Genomic DNA, 23,299 nt, shown 5'->3' with positions numbered 1-23,299 from the left:
CTATGGTGGTACTCAAGGCGGGTCATATTTTGAGGTAAATAAAAAAGTTCTCTGAATACCTGACATCGGCCCATGGGTTCGTTGGGCGCCAGACGGACAACTCAACTAACTGTAATAACGCCACATTGTGCCAAGTGCCCTACCTTATGCGATACGCTTCCCGCGACCATACCGCCTAAATCACTGAGTCCGCGACTACCCATCACGATCACGTCGACGCCTTCGCGCCTTGATACTTCCAATATGATATCGACAGGCCTGCCTTGTTCGATCATTGTCTCGATATTGCGGATGCCTTTCGCTTTAGCAAACGTTTCGGCTTCTTCAAGCAGTGCCTCGCCCGCTGACGCCAAGTGTTCGGACGTTGCATCACTTGCAAGCGCGCCGACACCCCAGATCAGCTTGGTAGTGTTACCAACCACCTCAGGAATATGCAGCACGTAAACCTTCGTACTGTTTTGCTCTGACAATTTGCACGCCACGGACAGCGCATGCTGTGAGTGTACAGAACCATCGATAGGCACCAAAATCTTGGTATACATAACATCTCCGACATTGACTAAAGTATGAGAAATATCCTTCAGCAAAACTGATAGCTTATACTTTTTAGGTATTTTGAGCGCTCTGCCAGAAAGATTAATTATAGCTAGAAAATGCCATTTCCATTGGCATTTCTCCAATATCTTTCGGACAGAAAGCCATACCCAGGAGGTATAATGGAGCTACGCCATCTTAGATACTTCTGCGTGGTTGCCGAAGAGCTAAACTTCACGTCTGCCGCAGAGCGGCTCCATATGTCGCAACCTCCGCTTTCTCGTCAGATCAAGCAGTTGGAGCAAGAGGTAGGCACGGAACTGTTCGAGCGCAGTTCACGAGGCCTACAGCTCACCCCATCAGGCATTTTCTTTCAACAACACGCCATACAAATATTAGAAAAAGTCGATGTTACGGTGGAGGCTACTCGCCATATGGCGCGCCATAAACGTCAGCTATTTGGGATTGGCTTTGTGCCTTCGGTTTTCTATGGGCAGTTGCCCACGCTCGTGCGTGATTTAAGACAAATGGACAATGTCGAGCTATCGTTAGCGGAGCTGACGACGGTGCAGCAAATTCAGGCTTTGAAAGCCGGGCGGATCGATATGGGGTTTGGCCGTATCAGAATCGACGACCCCGATGTGGAGCAGGACATTCTTTTCGAGGAGCCCATTATCGCGGCGTTACCCAGCGGCCACCCGCTCGAAGGAACAACCCCCAGCTGTGAAGAGCTTGCCCGCTACCCCCTCATTCTCTTTCCCGCCAAACCACGCCCGAGCTTAGCCGACATGGTACTTGGCATTTTTCGTAGGCGAGGCTTGAAGGTTCAGGTCTTTCAAGAAGCGAACGAGGTGCAAACGGCACTCAGCCTCGTCGCTTCTGGCATTGGCATCACGCTCGTACCGGAACAAGTCAAGCGTGTGCAGCGAGATGGCATCACCTATGTCTATTTAGCGGATAGCAGTATCACTTCCCCCGTTATCTGTAGCCGTCGCCGTGGTGAAAAGCCATCTCACGTCATGCAAACGGCCAATGCCATTTTGGATGTGCTAGTCGATAACCGACGCTCGGGACGGTATCCGTAGCCTCACACGCATCGATCGCACTAGGGACGGAGCACGACGACCGGGCACGGCGCTTCATGAACGACCTCGTGACTGACGCTGCCTGCCACTACCTGAGAAAGGCCGCTGCGGCCATGGGTCGTCATCGCCAGCATGGTATGGTGACTATCTGCTAGGTAGCTCACGATAGACGCCGCTGGGTCGCCATGAAGCACCTCCCAGTCAACCTCCAGTGCTTGGTCTTTTCCAACGCGGCGCGCCAACCCCGATAAATACGCCGACTCCGAGACATCGGCGGGGGCCAACGATGTCGGTTTGTTGAACGTTGGGGTATCGAGTACTTGTAGCAGCTGTAAGCGCGCGCCTAATCGTTTGGCTAGTTCGGCCGCATGGGGCAGCATTTTTTCAGAGAGTGCAGACCCATCGACACATACCGCCAATACATCGACGTGCTGGTGAGCGCGACCACTATAACGTGGTCCGCATAAAAAAACGGGCCGTCGAGAACGCCGAACCACGCCAGCCGTCACGCTTCCGATCAGCATTTCCGGCACCGGGCGACGTCCATGAGCCATCATGCATACCCCCACCTCCTCCCGATTGGCCAGCGCTCCCAGGTAGTCCTTGACGCTGTGATGAGCAATCACTTCCAGCGCCATATCGTCGACACGTTGCGCCTTGAGGCGTGCTTTTAGCAGCGCCGAACGTGAACTGACGTCTGCTTGTTCGAGCACCACGGAGACGGCCTTCATCTCTACGCCCAGCTGCGACGCGAGGCGTCGACCAAATTCGATGGAGGTCACCGCTCCTTCACTGTCATCAATAGCCACGACGATCGTCTTCATCATTCCTCTCCAGTGACGGTGTCAGCCGCCTTTGTTGTTATTGCGTGTCATTGTTCAGTGGCGCAAAGCGCCGGTGCAGTAGGTTGTACGCCAGTCCGCCAACGACCACGCCCCAGAAAGCCGACCCGAGCCCCAAAAAGCTCACCCCGGATGCCGTGGCGACGAAGGTCAACACCGAGGCTTCCAAGTGGCTCTTCTCGGCGGCGAACGCGCTGATGTTGCTGCTTATCGCCCCCATCAACGCCAGTCCCGCCAGTACCGCCACGAAGGCATTCGGCAGCGAAGTAAATAGCGCCACGATGGTGCCTGCAAACAGACCGCCCACGAGATAGAACACACCGTTGGCCACGCCGGCAACGTAGCGCTTGTCCGGATCTTCATGCGCTTCTTTGCTGGTGCAGATTGCGGCGGTAATGGCCGCGATCACCGTCGTGATGCCGCCAAAAAAGGCTGTCAGCAGCGACGTTACGCTGGCCACCGTGACAATGGGCTTGGCAGGCGTCGTGTAGCCCGAGGTACGCAATATCGCCATGCCCGGTAGGAACTGGCCCGTCAGGCTGACGAGTACCAGCGGTATCGCCAAGCTCAAGGTCGCCTTCCATGTCCAATCGGGCTGGATGAACTGCGGCTGCGCCAACTGAACGCCGACACCCTCGAGGCTGGCTCCCTCCAAGAGAACCGCCAACACGACACCGACCAACAATAGGCAAATCAAGCTGTAGCGCGGCGTCAGACGTTTGAAAACCAGATAAGCGATCATCATTCCAATCACCAACGTCGGCACATTGCGCAACGACTCGAAGATGCCGACGCCGAATTGGAACAAGATGCCGGCCATCATGGCACTGGCAATGCCGGGAGGAATCAGCTGGATGATACGATCGAACGATCCGGTGATGCCGATCACGAATAACAGGATGGCGGCCGTCAGGTAAGCGCCCACCGCTTCGTTGAGCGACAGCTCTGGAAAAAGCGTCACCAACAGGGCGGTTCCCGGCGCCGACCACGCGGTCACCACCGGCACCTTCAACCACATGCTCAGCAAAATCCCCGAGATGGCGGCCCCCATGGAGATGGCCCAGACCCAGGAGGTCATCATCGTGCTCGAGATGTCAGCACTCTGAGCGGCCTGAAAAAAGATGGCCAGCGGTCCAGAGTACGAGACCAGCACGGCCACGAAGCCTGCGGTGATCGCAGACACCGACCAGTCTTTGTGTAATTGCATACCCACAGTATCCCAACGCGATTAAGGGTCACTACCCTGTGTAATGGCCTGGCAAAGAGAGCTCGGCCAGGCCGTCCATTACGCAACGCCCAGGTGCGTTTCCAACAGTCCTGGGTTATTCCTGAGCCCCTTTGAGTCACCGCTGTACTTCACTTCGCCTTTCACTAACAGCAAGTGCTTCTCAGCCACTTCCAGCAGATTATCGATGTTTTTATCGACGATGATCGTCGAGATGCCCGTGGCCTTGATAGTGCGAATGATGTTCCAGATTTCATCGCGTATCAGCGGCGCCAAGCCTTCGGTGGCTTCATCGAGGATCATCAGATCGGGGTTCGTCGTCAGCGCTCGGCCAATCGAGAGCATCTGCTGCTCCCCGCCCGACAGCAGCGCGCCATCATGGTTAATGCGTTGGCCCAGGCGCGGAAACGTGTCCAGTACGCGTTCCATGGTCCAGGGGGTCTCACCCCGCTCATTGGGGCGTGCCGCCATGATGAGGTGCTCACGCACGCTGATCCCGGGAAAGATTCCGCGCCCTTCGGGTACGTAGCCGATTCCTTGGCGCATCAACTGCCATGGGCGTCGTTTCGCGGTCGACACGCCCTTGATATAAACGTCCCCACGGCGTGGTGGTACAAAACCGAGGATCGACTTCAACGTGGTGGTTTTTCCCATACCGTTACGCCCTAACAAACTGAGCGTCTCTCCGGGCATTAGGGTCACATCGACGCCGTGCAACACATGGCTTTCGCCATAGTAGGCGTGCAGCCCGCGGGCTTCGATCAGGGGAGTCACGGTGGCTTCTGTGGTCATGCGGTTACTCCTTCGTCGTGACGTCCCAAGTAAACATCGCGTACCTTGTCGCTGGTACGTATCTGCTCCGTCGGGCCACTTTCGAGAACACAGCCATCGACCATAACCGTGATGCGATTGGCCAAGCGGAAAACCGAGTCCATATCGTGCTCGATCAACACCAGGGTGTAGCGGTCGGTCAAACTGGCGAGCAGCTCCGTGACCTGCGCCGTCTCTTCACGCCCCATGCCGGCCATCGGTTCGTCTAGCAGCATCAAGGAGGGTGCCGTTGCCAGCACCATGGCGATCTGAAGCTGGCGCTGCTCGCCGTAACTCATGTCCGCGGCGGTCGTATGCGCCCGGTGGTTCAGCTGACAGGTTTCCAGCACCTCTTGGGCGCGCTCGCTCACCTGCTGCGCCGTGTGACGGGAACGCCAGCTACCCAACACGCCGCCCATATGGATGCGTGCCGCTAGCTCACAATTCTGCAAGCAGCTAAGGCGTGGAAAGATATTGGTTTTCTGATGGCTGCGACCAATGCCCAAGCGTGCAATTTGGCGAGCACTTTTGCCTTGAATCGCTTTTTGTCGATAGAGCACCTGACCTTCCGACGGGGGGATCTCACCGGAGAGCAAATTGATCAAGGTGCTTTTGCCGGCGCCGTTGGGGCCCAAAATGGCATGTATTTCGTGGGCTTTCACATCAAAGTTCACGTCATTGACGGCAACGAGGCCACCAAAACGACGCGTCAAGCCCTGGGTGGCTAATACGATGTCATCACTCATGGCTAGTCCACCTTACTCTGTGTCACGGGCTGGGCGGAGACGATCGTCTTTTCCGGCGCTTCACTGGCTGTTGTGCGGCGTTTGCGTGCCCAGGGAGGCGCGATCATCAGGCCTGCCACACCGCGCGGCAGCACCAACACTGCCACGATGATGGTCAGCCCCATCAAAATGGGCCAATGTGTCGTGGCATGCTCATAGACGAACAGCAGTATTTCATACGCGAAGGCGCCTAGAATGGGGCCAAAGATGGTGCCCATACCGCCCAGAATCAGCATCATCAGTACCTCACCGGACGTGTGCCAGCCGAGCTGGGCCGGATTGGCGAAGCCGTACTGCATCGCCGCCAGCATGCCGGCAATCGAGGCCATCACCCCGGCAATCACGAAAGCGATCAGCTTGTAACCACTGGTGGCATAGCCCAGGGCCTGCATGCGGTGCTCGTTATCATGAATGCCGTCTAGCACCTGACCGAAGTAGGAGCGGGTCAGCCAGCGCAGAAAGAGGTATCCCGCCAACAGCGTTACCAAGCAGAAATAGAAGAAACTGTAAGGATCATCCAAATCGACTAGCAGGGTATCGCCCACGGCCAAGCTGGGGCGGAACATAATGAAGACACCATCGGTGCCCCCCGCGAACTGGGACGTGCTAATGAAGTAGTAAAGCATCTGACCGAACGCCAGCGTCGTCATGATGAAGAAGATACCTTTGGTGCGAATGACCAAGAGGCCGACGATGAGCCCAACGCAGGCCGACACGCCGATCACCAAAGGCAGCATCCACCACATGGAGGCCGGGCTAAAGTCAGGGCTGGCGAGGGCAAGCGTATAGGCGCCCAATCCGAAAAAGAGCGCGTGCCCCAGGCTGACCAGACCCACGATGCCTACGAGCAAATCGAGGCTCATGGCAAACAGCGCGAGAATCAGCATCAAGGTAAGCTTCTCCAGCATGAAATTGGCCTGATTGCCGAAGACCACCTCGCCCCACAGCGGGAAGGTCGCCACTAAAGCCGTCAGTACCAACATGAGGTAGGCAACGCGCTTGGGATATTTATGTAACATTGCTTGTTCTCCTCACGCGAAAAGACCGCGCGGTTTCACCAAAAGAACCGCTGCCATGATCAGATAGATCACCATGCTGGCGAGACTGGGAATGAGCACAGCGCCGAAGGTCGTAGCCATACCGATGATGATGGCACCCCAAAAGGCACCCTTGATGGAGCCAATCCCCCCGATGACCACGACCACGAAGCAGGTGATCAAAATGCTGTCACCCATGCCGGGGGCAATCGACGTGAGTGGCGCGGCAATCATGCCGGCAAAGGCGGTGAGCGCCACACCCACGCTAAAAATCAGTGTGAAGAGCGTACGGACATTGATACCGAGCCCCTCCACCATGTCGCGATTCACGGCACCGGCCCGGATGATGATGCCCAGACGGGTATGGCGAATGACGCCATAGATGACGCCGGCCAACACCAGACAAACGCCCATGACGAAGAGCCGATAGACCGAATACTGCAGGTTGTCGGTGAGTTGGATACTGGCGTCGAACGGCGCAGGTACCGGCACGCGATGCACGTCGCCGCCCCAGATGATTCGCTGGGCTTCGTTGAGCACTAAAATCAACCCAAAGGTCAGCAGCACTTGATAGAGATGGTCGCGCTTGTAGAGCGTGTCGAGAAACAGCCGCTCGATGACCAGGCCGAGTGCGATAGCGATGGGGATCGCAACCAAGATGGCCAACCAGAAGTTGCCGAAACGCATGGTCAGGTCATACACCAAATAGGCACCGATCATGTACATGGCACCATGGGCCAAATTGATGATGCCCATGATCCCAAAAATCAGCGTTAACCCACTGGCTATCAAAAACAGCAGCAACCCATACTGGAGCCCATTGAGCAGCTGGACACCAAAAAATGCGAGATCCATAAGACCCCTCCGAGCATAAAAGGGGAAGCGGGATTGCCCCGCTCCCAAGCTGTACGAAGTGTCGTTACATCTGACAGGCGTCGTCGGGCACTTCTAGATTCTCGGCAGCAATGCTGACGACCTCGTGCTTGCCGTCACGAATCTCGCGGAGGTAGACATTCTGGATGGGGTGGTGGGAATCCGAGAAGCTCATCGGACCGCGCGGACTAGCTAACTGAACATTTGCCAAGACATCGATTAGTCGATCGCGGTCTGACGTGTCTCCACCGAGTACATTGAGCGCCTGGGCTAGCATCATGCCGGTATCGTAGCCTTGCACCGCGTACGTATCCGGCGCTTCTCCGTAGGCGTCTTCATAGGCGGCCACGAACGAGCGGTTCGCGTCGTTTTCTAGCGTCTCTGCGTAATGAAGCGTGGTCATGACGCCTTCACCCGCATCGCCCAGGGCGGCTAGATTACCTTCGGTAAGGAACCCGGACCCCAGCAGCGGGATGCTCTCGTTGAGCCCCGCCGCCGCGTAATCCCTCACGAAGCTGACACCACCGCCCCCCGCGAAGAAGGTGTACACGGCATCCGGCTGAAGGCTGGCAATCTGCGTCAGGTAACTCTGGAATTCGGTGCTCGGAAACGGCACGAGAATCTGCTGAACGATGTCACCACCTGCCGCGGTAAAGGCCTCTTCAAAGCCCGCTAGGTCCTCTTTCCCACCCGCGTAGTCCCAGGTAATGGTCACGATGTTTCTGTGCCCCTGCTCGTAGGCCACTTTTCCCATGGGATAGCTGTCTTGCCACATGCTAAAGGAGGTGCGAAACACGTTCGGCATGCACAGCTCGTTGGTCGCCGCCCCAAGCCCCGCATTGGGAATGATCGTGATGGCGCCGGTTTGTTTGGCCACACGCAGCATGCCCATCGCCACGCCTGAGTGCACCGGGCCTATCACGAAATCCACGTTGTCGCCGTTGACCAAACGACTCATGTTTTGCGGGGCCTTGGAAGGATCGGCTTCGGAATCCAGCTCGACGTACTCGACGTCGCGACCGCCCAACTGTCCCCCCTCCTGCTCGATGGCCAGCTTCAAGCCGTTAGTGATGGCTTCGCCCAGCGCTGTATAGGTGCCTGAATAAGGCAGCATCAGCCCCAGTTTCACGGGAACTTCATTCGCCGAAAGGCCCATGGCCGACAGCGTCAGAGTGGTACCCAGAGCAGCAACGAGAGTGGTCTTTTTGACATTTTTCATTATGGATTCACCAGGATTGTGTTGTTTTAGATTGTTATGTCCATCGCGCTTCGCGTTGTTGGAAGACACGATCAGCGATGTCCCTGTCTCATCGATGCGGCTTATACGTGATACACGTCGATGACTTGATGGATGTAGTCGTTGTTCAGCTGCACGACTTTTCTTGTGATTAGCGGACGCTCGCCCGAGACGTCCAGGGTGTAGAAGCTCGTGCCGAAGAAGCTGTCCGTCTTCTTGTAGCGGTGGCTCAGCGTGTGCCAGTTGAACCGCAGCTCGGCCGTCTGGTCGTCTTGCGACAAGATTTCGAGGTTGGTCACCTGGTGCGTGGTGCGCGGCTCCGGCGTGCTCGCCCCGCTGCGCTCGGTCTTGATCCGGTAGACCCGATCTTCCAGCCCTTCGCGGTTGGGGTAGTAGATCAACGAGATCTCGCTGTGCGGATCGCGGGTGAGCTGATCATCGTCGTCCCAGGCGGGCATCCAGAACTCGGCGTCCTTACGATACAGCGCAAGCCACTCGTCCCACTCGCGGTCATCTAGTAGGCGCGCTTCGCGGTATAAAAAGGCTTGGATGTCGTGATAGCTGATGCTCATGGCGTTCTCTCCTCTCTTCTGGCATCGGACGTTTAGGCGGTCGCCGTGGCGATGAACTGGCGACGCTCTTTGTCGATGGCGCGCAGCATTTCGCTGACCCAGTGTTGGTGGTGCAGCACGTAGAGCCCTTCGTCTTCGGGGGAGGCGCCGCTGAGCAGCGGTTTCATGTCGATGGCCTGGGCGTTCTCATCAGCCCCTTCGATCCATTGCTGGGCGCCGCGGGAGAGGTCGTTCCATTCGGCCAACGCGCCGTTATAGCCTTCTTGGCAGGCGCGGAACTCTTCGAGGTCGTCCGGCGTGCCCATGCCGGAGACGTTGAAGAAGTCTTCGTATTGGCGGATACGTACGCGACGGTTTTCGGCCGACTCGCCTTTGGGGGCGAAGCAGTAGATCGTGACTTCGGTTTTGTTGACGTCGATGGGCCGCAGCACGCGGATCTGTGTGGAGAACTGGTCCATCAGGTAGACGTTGGGGTAGAGGCAGAGGTTGCGCGTCTGATTGACGATGGCGTCGGCACGCGCCTCGCCTAGCTGCTCTTGGATCCACTCTTTTTCTTGGTAGACCGGGCGCACCTCGGGGTTGAGTAGCCGGGTCCAGAGCATCATGTGGCCGTTTTCGTAGGAGTAGAAGCCGCCTTTACTCTTCGACCAGCCGTCGGCGTCCACCGCCTTGGTACCACCGGCGTCGTAGTTGCGGCGCTCCATGGTGGAGGCGTAGTTCCAGTGCACGGAGCTGACGTGATAGCCGTCGGCGCCGTTTTCGGCCTGCAGTTTCCAGTTGCCGGTGTAGGTGTAGGAGGAGGTGCCACGCAGCACTTCCAGACCCTCGGGGGCTTGGTCGACGATGTTGTCGATGACCTTGGTGGTTTCGCCCAGGTGCTGCTCGAGGGGCAGCACGTCGTCGCTGAGGCTGCCGAACAGGAAGCCTTTGTAGTTCTCGAAGCGCGGTAGGCGCTTGAGGTTGTGGGAGCCGTCTTGCTTGAACTGGTCGGGGTAGGCGCCAGTCTTTTCGTTTTTGGCTTTGAGCAGCTGGCCGTCGTTTTTGAAGGTCCAGCCGTGGAACGGGCAAGTGAAGGTGCCTTTGTTGCCGCGCTTGCGGCGGCATAGGGTGGCACCGCGGTGGGCGCAGGCGTTGATCAAGCCGTGCAACTCGCCCTGCTTGTCGCGGGTGATGACGATCGGCTGACGACCAACGGTGGTGGTGAAGTAGTCGCCCGGCTCGGCCACTTGGCTCTCGTGGGCCAGAAAGACCCAGTTGCCTTCGAAGATGTGCTTCATCTCCAGCTCGAAAAAGGCGGGGTCGGTGAACATGCTGCGGTGGCAGCGGAAAATGCCGTGATCCGGGTCGTCTTGTACCGCTCCGCGCACGCGGGCTTCGAGTTGATCAAGCTGTGTGGTCATGATCGCTCTCCTCGTTAGGATGTCGCGCTGTTAGGGCGTCAAGGCGGGCCAAGGGGAAGACCCGCCTCTTAAACAGGGGGTTATACCTTGGCCGTACCGGCCAGTTGGCTGGCCAGGTCCTGCTCGTCTTCCTTGGCGCGGGGGCGGGCGTGGCGTACCTGCAGCTCGGCGGCGTCGGTGGGCGCTAACTCGACATCGAACACCACATGGGCGAAGGGGCCGTCCAGATCGCGCTGGGCGATCTCGGCGGGGTCGTCGATGCGCTCGGCGGGCACCACCAGCTCTTCGCGCGTGGCGAAGGCGAAGTCGTCGAAGGTGTAGGGGTCACCGGCGAGGTTGATCTGAGTCGTCAGGTGTTGATGGCCGGGGGCCGAGACGAAGTAGTGAATGTGCGCCGGACGCTGGCCGTGGCGGCCCAGCGATTTGAGCACGACGTCCGTGGGGGCGCCTTCGGGCACGCCGTAGCCCGACGGGACGATACTGCGGGCGGTGTAGCGGCCGTCGCGGTCGGCATAGATCGTGCGGCGCATGTTGTACTCGTCCTGGGAAGGGTCGAAGAACGAGTAGCCGCCTTTGGAGTTGCAGTGCCAGATCTCGACCTTGGCGCCGGGGATCGGCTGGCCGTTCACGTCGCGCACTTGGCCGGTCAGCCACATGGTCTCGCCGTCAGGGTCGCTGCCGTCGTCCATCCGGGCGAAGCCGTCAGCTTCCGGGGCGCCGGCCACGTAGAGCGGGCCTTCGATGGTGCGCGGGGTGCCGCCGGTGCGCTTGGCTTCGGCGTCGATGGCGTCGTGGCGCATGTCGAGGAAGTGGTCGAACCCCAGCCCCGGCGAGAGCAGGCCGAACTGGGTCTGGCTACCCAGCGCGTTGAGCAGGTTCACGGCGGCCCAATACTCTTCTTCGGTGACATCGAAGTCGTCGATCAGTTTGAACAGGTCGCCCACCAGGCGATGCACGATCTGCTTGGCGCGGTCGTTGCCGCCTGCCTGGTCCAGGCCGGCCACGGCGTTGAGAAAGTCTTGAACCTCGGGCGTGTCAAAGATCTTTACGGTCATGGTTAAAGCCTATTGTTAGTTTTATCGTTATTTATCTCCCAATCACCGAATGGACGTTTGTCGATGAAGTGATTGAGTATCTACTTAGGACATGAGGACACTGTGTCTCTGTACTCTTCACGACAATATCGAACAAGCACCCATTAACAGACCAATATCGTTTGAGTTCTCACCCATACTTCGAAGGTATCTCAAGCAGCGTTCGTTTTTTGTGCGGTCGCACACAGGACATCACACGAAAAGCACAACCTTTTGTTTTTATTTAATAAAAAACCAAAAACAAGGATAGCAAGCTAACAAATAAACCCACCTTTCGACGCATTATCGAGTATATCCCGTCGCGCAGGTAAGGATGGGCTAGGAACGGCCAACACACTCTGTCCAAAGTCGGGGTGGGATACGACCAAAGCACAAAGGCCTCAACGGACATCCATAGAAAAAAGCCCGCACTGCCTAAGCATGTACGGGCCAAACGCATCAAAAGAGTAACAAAGCAGAACTTGCTATCCGCTATGTTTCTGGGCCGCTCTACGCGTAAACATGACGTCAAAATCTTTGGTTTCAAAAATAGCCGATACTACCACTCCAAGGACCAGGGCCCAGAACGTTGCGCCGATTCCCAATATTTGAATACCAGAAGCGGCAATTAAAAAGGCGAACAGCGCTCCTACTTCGTGTTTCTTGCCCGCAAACGCAATGGTCATGGAGGACGTGATGACACGCATCAGCGCCAAGCCAGCGATGATGGTGATGAAGTAGCGAGGCGTGGCTTCCAGCAGGCTGACCACATAACCATAGAAAGGCGCCGCCACGATAAAAATAGCCCCGGCAATGACCGCTGCGACCCAGCGTTTGTCATGGGCACCGGCCTCCGGTGAGGCGCATACCCCGGTCATGGGTGCCGCGATGCAAGTACTGTGTAGATTGAAGAACGATGACACGATGGTTCCGATGCCACCCACGGCCGTGATCGCGTTCGCGGGCGCGTCCTTATAGCCCATTCCTTTGACCAAGCCCACGCCTGCCGGCGTCTCCATCCCGACCAGGATAATCGCGAGCGGCAACCCATAGGTGAGAAACGCCTCCAGAGTGAACGTCGGCAGAATGAACTCCGGAAACCGGATGGTCGCTTGGATTCCCGAAAGATCCACTCCGGTGACTGTCAGGTAAGCAAGCCCTGCCGCCATGGCGATGATGAGCGGGGGAATTTTGCGCAAGACTCTCGCCGAGATAAAGAAAGCCAACATCATGATCGCGGCTGGCACCATCGCGTTTTCCAGCGGCTTGACCATGTTGAGCCCAAAGCTAAGCAGCATACCGCCGACCATGCCCATCACAATCGGCATCGGTATCAACCGCATCACGATGCCCATGACACCGGTCACGCCCGCTATCAGCGTAATGATGCCAGCGATAAGACCAGCGCCCAAGGCCGCTTCTAGCCCGATCACCGGAATGACCGCGGCAAACATCAGCGCGCCTGGAATGGAATTTGCCATCGGCAGCGGTAGACGGTAGTAAGCGGGCATGAACAGCCCAAACAAACCGTTGATCATCAAATAGCTGATGACCCAGATCATGATGAAGGAGGGGGCGAGACCTGCTGACGTGCCCGCACTGATATGGACGACGCCAACGCTGAGACCTAAGATGCCGGCGACTAACCCTGTACTGGCATTGTCAGCATTGAGGTCACGTAGAAAATCGCGAGGCGCATGCCGTAGGCTCACGCCTTTTTCTATATGTTTCACGGTGTGCTCCAGGGGTTTTTGTAGTATTTAGCGTTATTTTGACAACGGGTTTACGACGATGGCTAACGGTTCGATTAGCCTTGATCACCCCCACCGACCGGTAGAACGCTCCCTGTGATGTAGCTCGCCTCATCGGACGCCAGAAACAGAATGGGGGCGGCCATCTCATCGAGCGTGCCGTAACGCTTCATCAAACAACTTTGCTTGGTCTGGTCGATGTGGGCTTGGAACCAAGCGCGCTCGGTGTCATTACTGGGCTCGGGCGTTCCACGAGAGATGCGACGGGGTGGCGCTTCGGTGCCGCCAATGCCCGCCGCCACGACACGAATGCCCGCCTCAGCGTACTCAAAAGCCAGCGACTCAGTGAGTGCGTTGACACCGCCCTTGGCCGCCGAGTAAGGGATACGATGAATCCCGCGTGCCGCCACGGAAGAGACGTTGACGATCACACCCGCGCCCTGGGACACCATCGTTGGCAGCGCCGCGCGGCAGCACCATAGCGTCGGCATCAGGGAGCGGGTGATCTCTGCGGAAATTTGCGCTTCGCTAAACTCCGTGAAGGGTTTGAAATTGATGGCGCCCCCCACGTTATTGATCAAAATATCGATACGCCCAAACGCGGTGACCGCCGACTGCATCGCCTGCTCGGCACCTGCCCAGGTCTCCAGGTCTGCTTGTACCGCCACCACCTCACGACTGCCCTGACGGATGTCTTCCACGACCTCGTGGATATAGTCAGAGCGGTCTACCAGCACCAGGCGTGCGCCTTCCATCGCCGCACGTTCGGCCACCCGCCGCCCAATCCCTTGAGCGGCCCCGGTGACGATCATTACTCGGTCCTGAAACCGAGCCCTATCCAAACGTTGATCGCTCATGATGACGCTCCCGCTTGGTTAGGCGTAAATTTTTCATAGTAGAAGCTTTGCGGTTCGATGCCTTCCGTGTCGAAATGCTTGAGCACTGCGTCGACCATCGGAGGCGGCCCACACAAGTACACATCCACATCCCCCTCATGCATCACGGCGGCATCCATATGGTGGGTCACATACCCTTTTCGCGGGTGCTCGCTGGCCTCATCCACCACCACGGTGGCGTAGCTAAAGCTGGGCAGCTTCTCCGCGATCGCCTCCAAGGCGTCGATTTTTACCAGATGATCGTCTTTATTGACGCCGTAAATCATGTGGATGGGCGCATCACAACCCTTCTCGACCAGCTGCGCTAGCATGGACAAAAAGGGTGCCAGCCCCGTACCGCCTGCCAGCATCAGTATCGGGCGCGTGACTTCACGTAGGTAAAAGCTGCCTAACGGGCCTGTCAGTGTAAGCTTGTCACCCACGGCGGCACGGTCGGTCAGATAGCCACTCATCACCCCATTGGGGATATTGCGAATCAGGAACGTGGCCCGCTGATCGCCTGGCTGAGAGCTAAAAGAGTAAGAGCGATGCAGCTCCGTGCCAGGCACGTCGATATGGATGTACTGGCCAGGCAAAAAGGCAAGCTCCTGACCCTCCTCCAGTTCGACTACCAGCTCGATGCTGTCTTCGGAGAGCTGCTCGACGGCAGCGACCGTTCCCTCGACCTTGCCCACCTGGGTTTTACACATCGTAGACGCGACGGGCACTTGGATAACGCAGTCTGAAGAGGGCACCATCTGGCAGGTCAGCACTTGGCCTTCGGCCGCTTCCTCATCAGAGAGCGCCTCCTCCAGATACTCGTCGCCCATATCGAACTCGCCCTGCTCGCAGTGGCCTTTGCAGGTGCCGCATACGCCGTCGGAACAGTCCATCGGAAGATTCACTTTCTGGCGGTAAGCCGCGTCAAGAACGGTTTCCCCTTCTTTACAGCCGATGAAACGCGTCACGCCGTCTTCGAAGTTGAGGGCAATGGTATAGCTCATGATGAAATCTCCTCTCCCATCGAGTCACACGTGATACACGTCGATGACTTGATGGATGTAGTCGTTGTTCAACTGCACGACTTTTCTTGTGATTAGCGGGCGCTCACCCGAGACGTCCAGGGTGTAGAAGCTCGTGCCGAAGAAGCTGTCCGTCTTCTTGTAGCGGTGGCTCAGCGTGTGCCAGTTGAACCGCAGCTCGGCCGTCTGGTCGTCTTGCGACAAGATTTCGAGGTTGGTCACCTGGTGCGTGGTGCGCGGCTCCGGCGTGCTCGCCCCGCTGCGCTCGGTCTTGATCCGGTAGACCCGATCTTCCAGCCCTTCGCGGTTGGGGTAGTAGATCAACGAGATCTCGCTGTGCGGATCGCGGGTGAGCTGATCATCGTCGTCCCAGGCGGGCATCCAGAACTCGGCGTCCTTACGATACAGCGCAAGCCACTCGTCCCACTCGCGGTCATCTAGTAGGCGCGCTTCGCGGTATAAAAAGGCTTGGATGTCGTGATAGCTGATGCTCATGGCGTTCTCTCCTCTCTTCTGGCATCGGACGTTTAGGCGGTCGCCGTGGCGATGAACTGGCGACGCTCTTTGTCGATGGCGCGCAGCATTTCGCTGACCCAGTGTTGGTGGTGCAGCACGTAGAGCCCTTCGTCTTCGGGGGAGGCGCCGCTGAGCAGCGGTTTCATGTCGATGGCCTGGGCGTTCTCATCAGCCCCTTCGATCCATTGCTGGGCGCCGCGGGAGAGGTCGTTCCATTCGGCCAACGCGCCGTTATAGCCTTCTTGGCAGGCGCGGAACTCTTCGAGGTCGTCCGGCGTGCCCATGCCGGAGACGTTGAAGAAGTCTTCGTATTGGCGGATACGTACGCGACGGTTTTCGGCCGACTCGCCTTTGGGGGCGAAGCAGTAGATCGTGACTTCGGTTTTGTTGACGTCGATGGGCCGCAGCACGCGGATCTGTGTGGAGAACTGGTCCATCAGGTAGACGTTGGGGTAGAGGCAGAGGTTGCGCGTCTGATTGACGATGGCGTCGGCACGCGCCTCGCCTAGCTGCTCTTGGATCCACTCTTTTTCTTGGTAGACCGGGCGCACCTCGGGGTTGAGTAGCCGGGTCCAGAGCATCATGTGGCCGTTTTCGTAGGAGTAGAAGCCGCCTTTACTCTTCGACCAGCCGTCGGCGTCCACCGCCTTGGTACCACCGGCGTCGTAGTTGCGGCGCTCCATGGTGGAGGCGTAGTTCCAGTGCACGGAGCTGACGTGATAGCCGTCGGCGCCGTTTTCGGCCTGCAGTTTCCAGTTGCCGGTGTAGGTGTAGGAGGAGGTGCCACGCAGCACTTCCAGACCCTCGGGGGCTTGGTCGACGATGTTGTCGATGACCTTGGTGGTTTCGCCCAGGTGCTGCTCGAGGGGCAGCACGTCGTCGCTGAGGCTGCCGAACAGGAAGCCTTTGTAGTTCTCGAAGCGCGGTAGGCGCTTGAGGTTGTGGGAGCCGTCTTGCTTGAACTGGTCGGGGTAGGCGCCAGTCTTTTCGTTTTTGGCTTTGAGCAGCTGGCCGTCGTTTTTGAAGGTCCAGCCGTGGAACGGGCAAGTGAAGGTGCCTTTGTTGCCGCGCTTGCGGCGGCATAGGGTGGCACCGCGGTGGGCGCAGGCGTTGATCAAGCCGTGCAACTCGCCCTGCTTGTCGCGGGTGATGACGATCGGCTGACGACCAACGGTGGTGGTGAAGTAGTCGCCCGGCTCGGCCACTTGGCTCTCGTGGGCCAGAAAGACCCAGTTGCCTTCGAAGATGTGCTTCATCTCCAGCTCGAAAAAGGCGGGGTCGGTGAACATGCTGCGGTGGCAGCGGAAAATGCCGTGATCCGGGTCGTCTTGTACCGCTCCGCGCACGCGGGCTTCGAGTTGATCAAGCTGTGTGGTCATGATCGCTCTCCTCGTTAGGATGTCGCGCTGTTAGGGCGTCAAGGCGGGCCAAGGGGAAGACCCGCCTCTTAAACAGGGGGTTATACCTTGGCCGTACCGGCCAGTTGGCTGGCCAGGTCCTGCTCGTCTTCCTTGGCGCGGGGGCGGGCGTGGCGTACCTGCAGCTCGGCGGCGTCGGTGGGCGCTAACTCGACATCGAACACCACATGGGCGAAGGGGCCGTCCAGATCGCGCTGGGCGATCTCGGCGGGGTCGTCGATGCGCTCGGCGGGCACCACCAGCTCTTCGCGCGTGGCGAAGGCGAAGTCGTCGAAGGTGTAGGGGTCACCGGCGAGGTTGATCTGAGTCGTCAGGTGTTGATGGCCGGGGGCCGAGACGAAGTAGTGAATGTGCGCCGGACGCTGGCCGTGGCGGCCCAGCGATTTGAGCACGACGTCCGTGGGGGCGCCTTCGGGCACGCCGTAGCCCGACGGGACGATACTGCGGGCGGTGTAGCGGCCGTCGCGGTCGGCATAGATCGTGCGGCGCATGTTGTACTCGTCCTGGGAAGGGTCGAAGAACGAGTAGCCGCCTTTGGAGTTGCAGTGCCAGATCTCGACCTTGGCGCCGGGGATCGGCTGGCCGTTCACGTCGCGCACTTGGCCGGTCAGCCACATGGTCTCGCCGTCAGGGTCGCTGCCGTCGTCCATCCGGGCGAAGCCGTCAGCTTCCGGGGCGCCGGCCACGTAGAGCGGGCCTTCGATGGTGCGCGGGGTGCCGCCGGTGCGCTTGGCTTCGGCGTCGATGGCGTCGTGGCGCATGTCGAGGAAGTGGTCGAACCCCAGCCCCGGCGAGAGCAGGCCGAACTGGGTCTGGCTACCCAGCGCGTTGAGCAGGTTCACGGCGGCCCAATACTCTTCTTCGGTGACATCGAAGTCGTCGATCAGTTTGAACAGGTCGCCCACCAGGCGATGCACGATCTGCTTGGCGCGGTCGTTGCCGCCTGCCTGGTCCAGGCCGGCCACGGCGTTGAGAAAGTCTTGAACCTCGGGCGTGTCGAAGATTTTTACGGTCATGAGATAGCTCGCTACATTATTATAGATGTTATGGCTCAGTACCTTGGCGCGCTCCGCCGAGCATTAGCTGTCGTCGTCACGTACGGACGAGGGGTGGCGGCAAAGCGGCTTGACGCTGATCTCCATGTAGGGGAACAGTGGCAGGTTACTGACCAGCTCTTGAAGCTCGGCATTGTCCTCCACGTCAAAGATACTGACGTTCGAGTAGCTACCGGCCACCCGCCACAGGTGGCGCCATTTGCCTTGGCGCTGCAGGTCCTGGGAGTACGCTTTTTCGGTTGCCTTGATATTCGCGGCCTGCTCGGCGGGCATATCGGTCGGCAATTTGACGGTCATCTCGACTTGAAACAGCATATCGATGGCTCTCCTTTTCGTTTCCGGTCTTTGCGTGCGGCGCGTTGGCTAGCGCGCGTAGTGCGCCAACTTATCTTCATCCAAGGTGATCCCCAGTCCTGGCCCAGGCGGTAAGGCCACCCCAAATTCGTTGTAGTCGAGAGGCGACACCACGATATCGTCTTGCAGCAAGAGCGGGCCGAACATTTCCGTTCCCCAGGTCATGGTCGGTAGTGTTGCCCACGTATGCAGCGACGCGGCGGTACCGATCGTGCCTTCCAGCAAGGTGCCACCATACAGGCCGATGCCAGCCGCCTGGGCGACATGCGCGAGCTCCAGTGCGCCGTAAATCCCGCCCGACTTGGCGAGTTTCAGTGCAAAGGCTCCGCTGAAGCCGCTGCATACCAAATCAAGGCCGTCACGCGCATCCTGGACGGCCTCATCGGCGAGCATGGGCACATTGAAGCGGTTCGCCAAACGCACCAACCCCGCATGCTCACGCGCGCCGATGGGCTGCTCGATCAACTCGATACCCGCCTCTTGTAACGACTGAATACCGCGAACGGCGGTGGATTCGTCCCACGCTTGATTGACATCGACGCGCACGCTCGCCCGGTCTCCCAAGGCCTCCTTGATGGCCGCTACGTGGCGGACGTCCTGGCCCACGGGATTGGCGCCAATTTTCAATTTGAAGTCACAGTGCCGACGCTGCTCTAAACGCAGCATGGCTTCATCGATATCTTTCGCGGTATCGCCACTCGCGAGCGTCCATAGCACGGGGATATGCTCCTGACGCACGCCTCCCAGCAGCTCGGCCACGCTCAACCCCAGGCGCTTGCCTTGGGCATCGAGCAGCGCCATTTCCAGTGCGGATTTAGCAATCATGTTGCCGCGCGCATGCCGATTGAGCAGCGCGCGGGCGTGGTGAATGTTCTGGGAAGGCTGGCCAATCAGCAGAGGTGCCAAGTACGTATCGATGTTGCGCTTGATGCTCTCGGGACTCTCCGGGCCATAGGCTAGGCCGCCGATGGTCGTGCCTTCGCCCAACCCCTCGATACCGTCTGAGTGATGCATGCGGATGATCACCATGGTCTGGCAGGCCATGGTGGTCATCGATAGTTTATGAGGACGGATGGTCGGTAAATCGACCAGAAGCGTCTCTATTCGTTGGATAACAGTTGACATGGCAGCTCCGGCATCAGGCAATCGTTTCGCTATCGAGCAGTTTGCGTGCCCGTGCAAGCCGGAACCAATATTGTTTAAGTGCGCGTCCATACCAAGGAGGTATCACAAGCGCATGACAGGCTCGGCTATTCAGCCACTTTTTCCCCATAACCCCGAGTGCGAGAGCCGCTGCACGAGACGTGCCCTCGCCAGGGGCGCTCAGCGCCGGATAAAGCGCGTATCGATACGCAACCGCGTGTTAAAGAGCCACGCAATCACTTCGCCGTGATACAGAGCGCCATAAGACAAAAGAATGATCCAAGCGTGTTGCTCGACGCGCACTCGCCTCAAGCGGAGTTTCTAGAGACGGTCTCGAGATACGGTTTCGAGATACTGCCGAGCCGCAATGACATCGTCGTGTGGATCGTGATTCCACAGCCAGTCGAAGCGATTTTCCAGATCGTGGATGAGCTTGCTCTCATCGCCCCCAATGCCTTTTCCCGAATATTCATAGACATCGCCGGCGTCGTGGGAAGTACGCTGCGCTCGACACGTGCGTGCATGGCGCACGTGCTCGAAAGCGGCCAACACGTCGCTCACACGGCGATGATCGCAGCGGACGTCTGTCAGTAGCGTCGCCAGCACGTAGGCATCTTCGAGCGCCTGTCCGGCCCCCGCCCCTTGGTGGGGCACGAGCGCATGGGCGGCATCGCCGACAACCATGACCCGCTCGCGCTGATAGAAGGGAAGCTCGGGCAACTCATGCAGCGCCCAGCGCGTTGGTTCGGCGATGGATGCGAGAATAGCCTGGCAAGCCGGGCTCCAGCCTTCGAAGACGTGTAACATTTCCTGCTGGCTGACGGCCTGAACCCACTCCTCCCCATCGGGTAGTCGCGGGTGAGGAACCGAGCGGTCCGTGATGAAGGCTACGACGTTGACGAGCTGGGACTGTTTGACCGGAAACGTCAAAATATGGCGATCTTTACCGAGATACATTTGCGGCACCCATGCCAAACGTTTCTCGCTGCCATTAGCCTCGAGCGCTGTCTCTAAGGTGTGGGTGGGGATCATGCCACGATACGCGTAAGTACCGCTCCAGAAGGGCGCAATATCGCCAAACTGGTCGGGCGGTAATACATGGGAGCGAACCGCCGATTTGATGCCGTCAAAGCCGATGATGACATCCCCCGTAAAGTGCGTGCCATCATCGAAGTGGGCAGTGGCGCTAGCGGCGTCTTGCGTCACCGCGACACAGCGTTTGCCGAAATGCGCGATGCCCTCCGGCAGATGGGCCACGATCGCATCCAGGAAGTCGGCACGGTGTACCGAGGATTGGCCAACGCCCGGCGCTAGGCTGGCCGTCAAGTAGGTATCATCACTGCCTCGGCGCCACTCGAACCACACATCTTCGAAGGGGGCTGGTGAGGCGTCGGCAATACGTTGATAGGCCGCTTCCAACCCCAACAGCTGAATGGCTCGTACCGCATTGGGGCCAAAGGAGACCCCAGCGCCGATTTCGGAGAACTGGGGAGCGGCTTCGAATAGCTGGACATCAAGGCCGCTATCTCGCGACAGCGCAACGGCAAAGGCGACGCCACCGATCCCGCCCCCCACAATGCCAATGGAGAGACGTTTTGGCTGGGTATGTTTGACGTGCATGCTTCACTCCCTTTCACAGTGTATCGTTATCATGTCGAGCCTCACGCTCTACTGATAACGCTATTAGGAGGAGGCAATGGCCACCACACAGCCCTCTTCATTCAAACTATAAACGGCGCTAATAACTATATGAAACAAAGAGTTGAGCTAGCACTCCGCGACAGAAGTAGACAATCGTCGCATGCCCGTCAGAGGCCATTGTGATGATCAAGCTTGCCGATATCGATCTCAACTTGCTGGTGGTGTTCGATCTGCTCTACCAGGAGCAAAACACACAGCGTGTCGCGCTACGCCTGGGCATTACCCAGCCTGCGGTCAGCCATGCCTTGAAGCGTTTACGTCTTCTATTGAACGACGAACTCTTCGAACGCACCTCGCAAGGGTTACAGCCCACGCCCCGCGCAAGCCAGCTTTATCCCGGGTTTGCCGACGCGTTAGCGAGAGTGAATGACACGCTGAACCTACACAACGATTTCAACCCAGCCCTTAGTAGCCGTACCTTTCACCTCAACATGACCGACATTGGGGAAATCGTTTTCCTGCCCCGTTTACTGCAGCATTTATCCCAGGTGGCTCCCGGTGTCTCGCTCCACACCGCTCACAGCAGCCACCACGCGCTGAAGTATGAGATGGAAGAGGGGCAGATCGATCTAGCCGTTGGGCTGATACCGCAGCTGGGCGCTGGCTTTTATCAACAGCGGCTATTCGAGCAGCGCTATGTTTGCCTGATGCGTGACAACCACCCACTCGCCACGGGCGATTTTGGTCTCGAGGAGTTTCGTTCGGCCCATCATGCCGTCATCGTCGCGAGCGGTACCGGTCATGGCGTGGTAGAAGAGCAGCTCGCCAACGCGAGCATTCAGCGCCCGGTGAGATTGACGCTGCCGCATTTCGCTGCCATCCCCTACATCGTGGGCAGCAGCGATCTCGTCGTGACGGTTACGAATAAATTGGCCGAAGCGACGTGCGAACGATTTGGCCTCACCGTTCGCGAGCACCCGCTGGCCTTTCCAGACATTCCCATCAATCTTTTCTGGCATCGCCGTTTCCATCAAGACCCCGGCAACCGCTGGCTGCGGGGGGTTATATTTAGCATGTTTTCCGAGTAAGCCACCTAGAGCGGCATCTACCTTAAAGAGGTCGGTCTTGTTAAAACCCCTCTGTAGCCATTTGGATAAAATTATCGAGCACCGGCGATACATTACCCGCTCGCCACGCTAGCCACAGAGGCATATCACAGGCGGTTAGCTCATCCAGCTCAATAAAATGAATGCCGGGCATGGGGTGACTTCGGCTAGCGGCCGGTACGATTGCCAACCCTAATCCAGCCGCCACCATACTAAGAATCGTAATATTATCAGCGCCATACTGCACCACACGAGGCTCAAAGTTGAACCGCGAAAAATGCGCCACCACCCGATCGTAATAGACCGGTGAAATGCTGCGGTACCCCCAGACAAATTCAGCATCGGCAAGCTCTGCTAGTTTTTTAGGTGGCACTTGCACCCATGTCGAGGTAGTGGGTACGGCAAGTATCAGGTAGTCGTGCTGCAGTAAACGTGCTTCGATATCTGACTGTGCATGATCATCAAGATAAAGAATACCGACATCAAGGGTGCCCTGTTGCAGCCTATCCAACTGTGGGCCGGAAAGTAGCGGAAAGACATCCAGCGCCACATGAGGAAAGCGACCACGATAGCCGCCCATGAGCTTGGCTACTCCGGGAACCCATAAGTGCGTGACGGTGACTCCTAGACTGAGCTTGCCCGTTTGACCGCTCCCAAGTGCCAGTAGTCGCGCTTTGATATCAGAGCGCTCGTCTAGCATCCGTGTGGCTTCGCTATAAAGTGCTTGCCCCGCAACCGTCGGCCGAATCCCCCGAGCATGGCGATATAGAAGCTGGGTACCTACATCCTCTTCCAACAACCTCATCTGGCGAGTCAGCGCTGGCTGCGCAACATACACTTTCCGGCTAGCAGCGGAAATTGAGCCTGTTTCTACCACGGCAATAAAGTACTCCAACTGGCGAAATTCCATTGTTTTTATCTCCCCCCAATCAGTCACTTTTCTTC

The 23,299-nt window shown here is 58.1% G+C and carries 23 protein-coding genes; 2 read left to right on the top strand and 21 right to left on the bottom strand.

The window, feature by feature from the left end; genetic code table 11:
* Window positions 1-101 precede the first annotated feature (101 nt).
* Complete coding sequence (locus tag MHM37_RS06395) at window positions 102-542, bottom strand: universal stress protein (RefSeq protein ID WP_044630596.1); 441 nt, start codon at window positions 540-542, stop codon at window positions 102-104.
* Between the two features lie 174 nt (window positions 543-716).
* Between MHM37_RS06395 and MHM37_RS06390 the strand changes: the two genes are divergently transcribed.
* Complete coding sequence (locus MHM37_RS06390; protein WP_096921917.1) at window positions 717-1,619, top strand: LysR family transcriptional regulator; 903 nt, start codon at window positions 717-719, stop codon at window positions 1,617-1,619.
* 20 nt (window positions 1,620-1,639) lie between these two features.
* Here the strand turns inward: MHM37_RS06390 and MHM37_RS06385 are convergent, their stop codons facing one another.
* From MHM37_RS06385 to salA, 19 genes are all read right to left on the bottom strand, one after another.
* On the bottom strand, window positions 1,640-2,446 hold the full coding sequence (locus MHM37_RS06385) for a universal stress protein (protein ID WP_139525918.1): 807 nt from the start codon (window positions 2,444-2,446) through the stop codon (window positions 1,640-1,642).
* Window positions 2,447-2,480: 34 nt separating this feature from the next.
* On the bottom strand, window positions 2,481-3,668 hold the full coding sequence (locus tag MHM37_RS06380; RefSeq protein WP_139525919.1) for a benzoate/H(+) symporter BenE family transporter: 1,188 nt from the start codon (window positions 3,666-3,668) through the stop codon (window positions 2,481-2,483).
* 78 nt (window positions 3,669-3,746) lie between these two features.
* Window positions 3,747-4,478 carry an ABC transporter ATP-binding protein gene (locus MHM37_RS06375; RefSeq protein WP_239296868.1) on the bottom strand — a complete coding sequence of 244 codons (732 nt, stop codon included), beginning with the start codon at window positions 4,476-4,478 and terminating at the stop codon, window positions 3,747-3,749.
* Window positions 4,475-5,242, bottom strand: coding sequence for an ABC transporter ATP-binding protein (locus tag MHM37_RS06370; protein WP_044630591.1), 768 nt, complete (start codon window positions 5,240-5,242; stop codon window positions 4,475-4,477). Before MHM37_RS06370 ends, MHM37_RS06375 begins: the two co-directional genes overlap by 4 nt.
* Window positions 5,243-5,244: 2 nt before the next feature.
* A complete protein-coding gene (locus MHM37_RS06365; RefSeq protein WP_239296866.1) occupies window positions 5,245-6,300 on the bottom strand; it encodes a branched-chain amino acid ABC transporter permease in 1,056 nt (351 codons plus the stop codon).
* Window positions 6,301-6,312: 12 nt separating this feature from the next.
* Window positions 6,313-7,173, bottom strand: a complete 861-nt coding sequence (locus MHM37_RS06360; protein WP_044630589.1) for a branched-chain amino acid ABC transporter permease — start codon at window positions 7,171-7,173, stop codon at window positions 6,313-6,315.
* 64 nt (window positions 7,174-7,237) lie between these two features.
* A complete protein-coding gene (locus MHM37_RS06355; protein ID WP_239296864.1) occupies window positions 7,238-8,410 on the bottom strand; it encodes an ABC transporter substrate-binding protein in 1,173 nt (390 codons plus the stop codon).
* A gap of 101 nt (window positions 8,411-8,511) precedes the next feature.
* The gene (benB, locus tag MHM37_RS06350) at window positions 8,512-9,000 is read right to left on the bottom strand and encodes a benzoate 1,2-dioxygenase small subunit (RefSeq protein WP_096921910.1); all 489 of its coding nucleotides are present in this window, start codon (window positions 8,998-9,000) and stop codon (window positions 8,512-8,514) included.
* 32 nt (window positions 9,001-9,032) lie between these two features.
* A complete protein-coding gene (locus MHM37_RS06345) occupies window positions 9,033-10,400 on the bottom strand; it encodes a Rieske 2Fe-2S domain-containing protein (RefSeq protein WP_239296860.1) in 1,368 nt (455 codons plus the stop codon).
* An 80-nt stretch (window positions 10,401-10,480) separates the two neighbouring features.
* Window positions 10,481-11,455 (bottom strand): catechol 1,2-dioxygenase, encoded by a 975-nt coding sequence (catA, locus tag MHM37_RS06340; protein ID WP_096921903.1) that lies wholly within the window; start codon window positions 11,453-11,455, stop codon window positions 10,481-10,483.
* A 503-nt stretch (window positions 11,456-11,958) separates the two neighbouring features.
* Window positions 11,959-13,206, bottom strand: coding sequence for a benzoate/H(+) symporter BenE family transporter (locus tag MHM37_RS06335; protein ID WP_239296862.1), 1,248 nt, complete (start codon window positions 13,204-13,206; stop codon window positions 11,959-11,961).
* 74 nt (window positions 13,207-13,280) lie between these two features.
* A complete protein-coding gene (gene benD, locus MHM37_RS06330) occupies window positions 13,281-14,081 on the bottom strand; it encodes a benzoate diol dehydrogenase BenD (protein WP_231125687.1) in 801 nt (266 codons plus the stop codon).
* The gene (gene benC, locus MHM37_RS06325) at window positions 14,078-15,103 is read right to left on the bottom strand and encodes a benzoate 1,2-dioxygenase electron transfer component BenC (RefSeq protein ID WP_044630806.1); all 1,026 of its coding nucleotides are present in this window, start codon (window positions 15,101-15,103) and stop codon (window positions 14,078-14,080) included. The genes benD and benC overlap by 4 nt, the downstream gene beginning before the upstream one ends.
* A gap of 24 nt (window positions 15,104-15,127) precedes the next feature.
* Complete coding sequence (benB, locus tag MHM37_RS06320) at window positions 15,128-15,616, bottom strand: benzoate 1,2-dioxygenase small subunit (RefSeq protein ID WP_096921910.1); 489 nt, start codon at window positions 15,614-15,616, stop codon at window positions 15,128-15,130.
* 32 nt (window positions 15,617-15,648) lie between these two features.
* The gene (locus MHM37_RS06315) at window positions 15,649-17,016 is read right to left on the bottom strand and encodes a Rieske 2Fe-2S domain-containing protein (RefSeq protein ID WP_239296860.1); all 1,368 of its coding nucleotides are present in this window, start codon (window positions 17,014-17,016) and stop codon (window positions 15,649-15,651) included.
* A gap of 80 nt (window positions 17,017-17,096) precedes the next feature.
* Window positions 17,097-18,071, bottom strand: a complete 975-nt coding sequence (gene catA / locus MHM37_RS06310) for a catechol 1,2-dioxygenase (protein WP_096921903.1) — start codon at window positions 18,069-18,071, stop codon at window positions 17,097-17,099.
* A gap of 63 nt (window positions 18,072-18,134) precedes the next feature.
* Window positions 18,135-18,425 carry a muconolactone Delta-isomerase gene (catC, locus tag MHM37_RS06305; protein WP_189463586.1) on the bottom strand — a complete coding sequence of 97 codons (291 nt, stop codon included), beginning with the start codon at window positions 18,423-18,425 and terminating at the stop codon, window positions 18,135-18,137.
* Window positions 18,426-18,473: 48 nt separating this feature from the next.
* Entirely contained in the window at window positions 18,474-19,589 is a 1,116-nt protein-coding gene (locus MHM37_RS06300; RefSeq protein ID WP_239296858.1) for a muconate/chloromuconate family cycloisomerase, read from the bottom strand.
* Between the two features lie 339 nt (window positions 19,590-19,928).
* Window positions 19,929-21,227 carry a salicylate 1-monooxygenase gene (gene salA, locus MHM37_RS06295; protein ID WP_239296856.1) on the bottom strand — a complete coding sequence of 433 codons (1,299 nt, stop codon included), beginning with the start codon at window positions 21,225-21,227 and terminating at the stop codon, window positions 19,929-19,931.
* Between the two features lie 203 nt (window positions 21,228-21,430).
* Here salA and MHM37_RS06290 point away from each other — a divergent pair, with 203 nt between their 5' ends.
* Window positions 21,431-22,336: a LysR family transcriptional regulator gene (locus MHM37_RS06290; RefSeq protein WP_239296854.1), complete on the top strand. Its 906-nt coding sequence runs from the start codon at window positions 21,431-21,433 to the stop codon at window positions 22,334-22,336.
* 40 nt (window positions 22,337-22,376) lie between these two features.
* Here MHM37_RS06290 and MHM37_RS06285 read toward each other — a convergent pair whose 3' ends face one another.
* Complete coding sequence (locus MHM37_RS06285) at window positions 22,377-23,264, bottom strand: LysR family transcriptional regulator (protein WP_239296852.1); 888 nt, start codon at window positions 23,262-23,264, stop codon at window positions 22,377-22,379.
* Window positions 23,265-23,299 lie beyond the last annotated feature (35 nt).

The organism is Halomonas sp. MMH1-48 (assembly GCF_022348105.1).
GTDB classification, from domain to species: Bacteria; Pseudomonadota; Gammaproteobacteria; order Pseudomonadales; family Halomonadaceae; genus Vreelandella; species Vreelandella piezotolerans.
The sequence above is the reverse complement of the archived record's forward strand: the minus strand, read 5'-3'. Positions and strand labels throughout refer to the sequence as shown.

Coding starts and splice junctions, on each gene's coding strand:
- salA (WP_239296856.1), bottom strand. CDS start 21,227: ATGCACGTCAAACATACCCAGCCAAAACGTCTCTCCATTGGCATTGTG.
- MHM37_RS06370 (WP_044630591.1), bottom strand. CDS start 5,242: ATGAGTGATGACATCGTATTAGCCACCCAGGGCTTGACGCGTCGTTTT.
- MHM37_RS06385 (WP_139525918.1), bottom strand. CDS start 2,446: ATGATGAAGACGATCGTCGTGGCTATTGATGACAGTGAAGGAGCGGTG.
- catA (WP_096921903.1), bottom strand. CDS start 18,071: ATGACCGTAAAAATCTTCGACACGCCCGAGGTTCAAGACTTTCTCAAC.
- benB (WP_096921910.1), bottom strand. CDS start 9,000: ATGAGCATCAGCTATCACGACATCCAAGCCTTTTTATACCGCGAAGCG.
- MHM37_RS06365 (WP_239296866.1), bottom strand. CDS start 6,300: ATGTTACATAAATATCCCAAGCGCGTTGCCTACCTCATGTTGGTACTG.
- MHM37_RS06290 (WP_239296854.1), top strand. CDS start 21,431: ATGATCAAGCTTGCCGATATCGATCTCAACTTGCTGGTGGTGTTCGAT.
- MHM37_RS06355 (WP_239296864.1), bottom strand. CDS start 8,410: ATGAAAAATGTCAAAAAGACCACTCTCGTTGCTGCTCTGGGTACCACT.
- MHM37_RS06395 (WP_044630596.1), bottom strand. CDS start 542: ATGTATACCAAGATTTTGGTGCCTATCGATGGTTCTGTACACTCACAG.
- MHM37_RS06380 (WP_139525919.1), bottom strand. CDS start 3,668: ATGCAATTACACAAAGACTGGTCGGTGTCTGCGATCACCGCAGGCTTC.
- benD (WP_231125687.1), bottom strand. CDS start 14,081: ATGAGCGATCAACGTTTGGATAGGGCTCGGTTTCAGGACCGAGTAATG.
- benB (WP_096921910.1), bottom strand. CDS start 15,616: ATGAGCATCAGCTATCACGACATCCAAGCCTTTTTATACCGCGAAGCG.
- MHM37_RS06285 (WP_239296852.1), bottom strand. CDS start 23,264: ATGGAATTTCGCCAGTTGGAGTACTTTATTGCCGTGGTAGAAACAGGC.
- MHM37_RS06360 (WP_044630589.1), bottom strand. CDS start 7,173: ATGGATCTCGCATTTTTTGGTGTCCAGCTGCTCAATGGGCTCCAGTAT.
- MHM37_RS06390 (WP_096921917.1), top strand. CDS start 717: ATGGAGCTACGCCATCTTAGATACTTCTGCGTGGTTGCCGAAGAGCTA.
- benC (WP_044630806.1), bottom strand. CDS start 15,103: ATGAGCTATACCATTGCCCTCAACTTCGAAGACGGCGTGACGCGTTTC.
- MHM37_RS06375 (WP_239296868.1), bottom strand. CDS start 4,478: ATGACCACAGAAGCCACCGTGACTCCCCTGATCGAAGCCCGCGGGCTG.
- catC (WP_189463586.1), bottom strand. CDS start 18,425: ATGCTGTTTCAAGTCGAGATGACCGTCAAATTGCCGACCGATATGCCC.
- MHM37_RS06315 (WP_239296860.1), bottom strand. CDS start 17,016: ATGACCACACAGCTTGATCAACTCGAAGCCCGCGTGCGCGGAGCGGTA.
- MHM37_RS06300 (WP_239296858.1), bottom strand. CDS start 19,589: ATGTCAACTGTTATCCAACGAATAGAGACGCTTCTGGTCGATTTACCG.
- MHM37_RS06345 (WP_239296860.1), bottom strand. CDS start 10,400: ATGACCACACAGCTTGATCAACTCGAAGCCCGCGTGCGCGGAGCGGTA.
- catA (WP_096921903.1), bottom strand. CDS start 11,455: ATGACCGTAAAGATCTTTGACACGCCCGAGGTTCAAGACTTTCTCAAC.